Origin of the sequence: Rhizobium sp. SG2393 (genome assembly GCF_042610495.1) — a bacterium.
Lineage (GTDB): Bacteria > Pseudomonadota > Alphaproteobacteria > Rhizobiales > Rhizobiaceae > RU20A.
On sequence record NZ_JBHGAP010000019.1, the window covers coordinates 1 to 2,483 of the forward strand.

General features: G+C 63.1%; 4 protein-coding genes. All 4 read left to right on the forward strand.

The features are described 5' to 3' along the window. A partial coding sequence (locus tag ACED18_RS20485) for a TOBE domain-containing protein (protein ID WP_377295448.1) occupies positions 1 to 231 on the forward strand: 231 nt, incomplete at its 5' end. A gap of 24 nt (positions 232 to 255) precedes the next feature. Further along, positions 256 to 1,122, forward strand: a complete 867-nt coding sequence (locus tag ACED18_RS20490; protein ID WP_377295449.1) for a carbohydrate ABC transporter permease — start codon at positions 256 to 258, stop codon at positions 1,120 to 1,122. Positions 1,123 to 1,250: 128 nt separating this feature from the next. Continuing rightward, entirely contained in the window at positions 1,251 to 2,231 is a 981-nt protein-coding gene (locus ACED18_RS20495) for a carbohydrate ABC transporter permease (RefSeq protein WP_377295450.1), read from the forward strand. A 37-nt stretch (positions 2,232 to 2,268) separates the two neighbouring features. After that, on the forward strand, positions 2,269 to 2,483 hold a 215-nt coding region (locus ACED18_RS20500; RefSeq protein WP_377295451.1), incomplete at its 3' end, for a DUF2160 domain-containing protein.

A 2,483-nucleotide genomic window follows, 5' to 3' on the forward strand; every position in this document is an offset into this window, starting at 1 on the left:
TTCGGCATCCGTCCGGAGTTCGTGCGCATCGGCCGCGAGGGGATGCCGGTCCAGGTGACGAAGGTGGAGGATCTCGGCCGGCAGAAGATCGTGCGCGGCGCCTTTGCGGGCCAGCCGATCACGGCGATCGTGGCGGAAGGCGGCGAGGTGCCGGCCGATGCGCGGCTTTCCTTCGACCCGGCCGGCATCAACATCTACGCCGACAGCTGGCGTATAGAACAGCAGGCCTGATGGGTCTGAGGGGGAGAATCCGGGATGGAGAAGACCTTTAACAACAAGGCCTGGTTCATGGTGCTGCCGGTGATGGTGCTGGTGGCCTTCTCGGCGGTGATCCCGCTGATGACGGTGGTGAACTACTCGGTGCAGGACACGTTCGGCAACAACGAGTTCTTCTGGGCGGGGACGGAGTGGTTCAAACAGGTTCTGGACAGCTCGCGCTTCTGGGACGCGCTGTGGCGCAACCTCGCCTTCTCGGCGATCATTCTTTTGATCGAGATCCCGCTCGGCATCCTGATCGCGCTCAACATGCCGCGCCGCGGCATCTGGGTTCCGGTGTGCCTGGTGCTGATGGCGCTGCCGCTTCTGATCCCGTGGAACGTGGTGGGCACGATCTGGCAGTTGCTGTGCCGCGTCGATATCGGGCTTCTGGGCTCGGCGGTGACGGCGCTCGGCTTCTCCTACAATTACGCGGCCGATCCGGTGGATGCCTGGATCACGGTGGTGCTGATGGATGTGTGGCACTGGACGAGCCTCGTGGTTCTGCTCGCCTATGCCGGGCTGGTGTCGATCCCGGAGGCCTATTACCAGGCGGCCCGCATCGACGGCGCCTCGCGCCTTGCCGTCTTCCGCTACATCCAGCTGCCGAAGATGAAGCGGGTGCTTCTGATCGCGGTGCTGCTGCGCTTCATGGATTCGTTCATGATCTACACCGAGCCCTTCGTGGTGACGGGCGGGGGGCCGGGTTCGTCCACCATGTTCCTGTCGATCGACCTCGTGAAGATGGCGGTCGGGCAGTTCGACCTCGGGCCGGCGGCGGCGATGTCGATCATCTACTTCCTGATCGTGCTTTTGCTCTCCTGGGTGTTCTACACGGTGATGACGACGAGCGACGCCAAGGCATGACCATCGGGGCGTGAGCGAAAGCGGACGCAAGCGAAGGGTACGGGCCGATGGCCCGGCCCCCGGAAAGACCAGACGACCACAAGACGACGACACGCAGACGAGACCACGAGACGAGACCGGAGGACCCCATGAGCGTCGAGACCTCTTCCATCGCCCAGGATGCGGCCAGCACGACGGGCACGTCGGCCGCCGCCCATCCGGTGGTCAAGGCGCGGGCCGAGCGCGGCGGCGTCAAGCTCGGCTTCCTCGTGCCGACGCTCTACATCCTGTTCCTGATGGTGCCGATCTACTGGCTGGTGAACCTGAGCTTCAAGAACAATACCGAGATCATGACCTCGGTGACGCTGTGGCCTGCCGCGCCGACCTTGAAGAACTACNTGAACCTGAGCTTCAAGAACAATACCGAGATCATGACCTCGGTGACGCTGTGGCCTGCCGCGCCGACCTTGAAGAACTACCAGGTGATCTTCTCCGATCCCTCCTGGTACCGGGGCTATATCAACTCGATCCTCTATGTGGTGATGAACACGGTGATCTCGATTGCGGTGGCGCTGCCTGCGGCCTATGCCTTCTCGCGCTACCGGTTCCTGGGCGACAAGCACCTGTTCTTCTGGCTCTTGACCAACCGCATGGCGCCGCCGGCGGTGTTTGCGCTGCCCTTCTTCCAGCTCTATTCCGCCTTCGGGTTGATCGACACCCATATTGCGGTGGCGCTCGCCCACTGCCTGTTCAACGTTCCCTTGGCGGTCTGGATCCTCGAGGGCTTCATGTCCGGCGTCCCGAAGGAGATCGACGAGACCGCCTATATCGACGGCTATTCCTTCCCGAAGTTCTTCGCCAAGATCTTCGTGCCGCTGATTGCGTCGGGCATCGGGGTGGCCGCCTTCTTCTGCTTCATGTTCTCCTGGGTCGAGCTCCTGATCGCGCGCACGCTGACGACGACGGATGCCAAGCCGATTGCCGCGACCATGACGCGCACGGTCTCGGCCATGGGGGTGGACTGGGGCCTGCTCGCGGCGGCGGGAACGCTGACGATCATTCCGGGCGCGCTCGTGATCTGGTTCGTCAGGAATTACATCGCCAAGGGTTTTGCGCTCGGTCGTGTGTGACGGGCGCGTGTAAAAAACACGGGTGGGAGGATAGACAATGGACTTTTCCTGGATGGCCTGGACCCTGCCGACGGCGGTGTTCTTCCTGACGATCCTCGGCCTCCTGGTGGGCATGGCCGTGTGGGAATATGCCTCGCCCGGCGGCAATCCGCGCGTCGGCGTGCTCAGGATCGAGACGACGCGGGGCGACCGCCTGTTCATCACGCTTCTGGGTTCGGCCTTCATTCATCTCGGCTTCCTGGGCTTTGTCGA

Coding starts and splice junctions, on each gene's coding strand:
- ACED18_RS20490 (WP_377295449.1), top strand. CDS start 256: ATGGAGAAGACCTTTAACAACAAGGCCTGGTTCATGGTGCTGCCGGTG.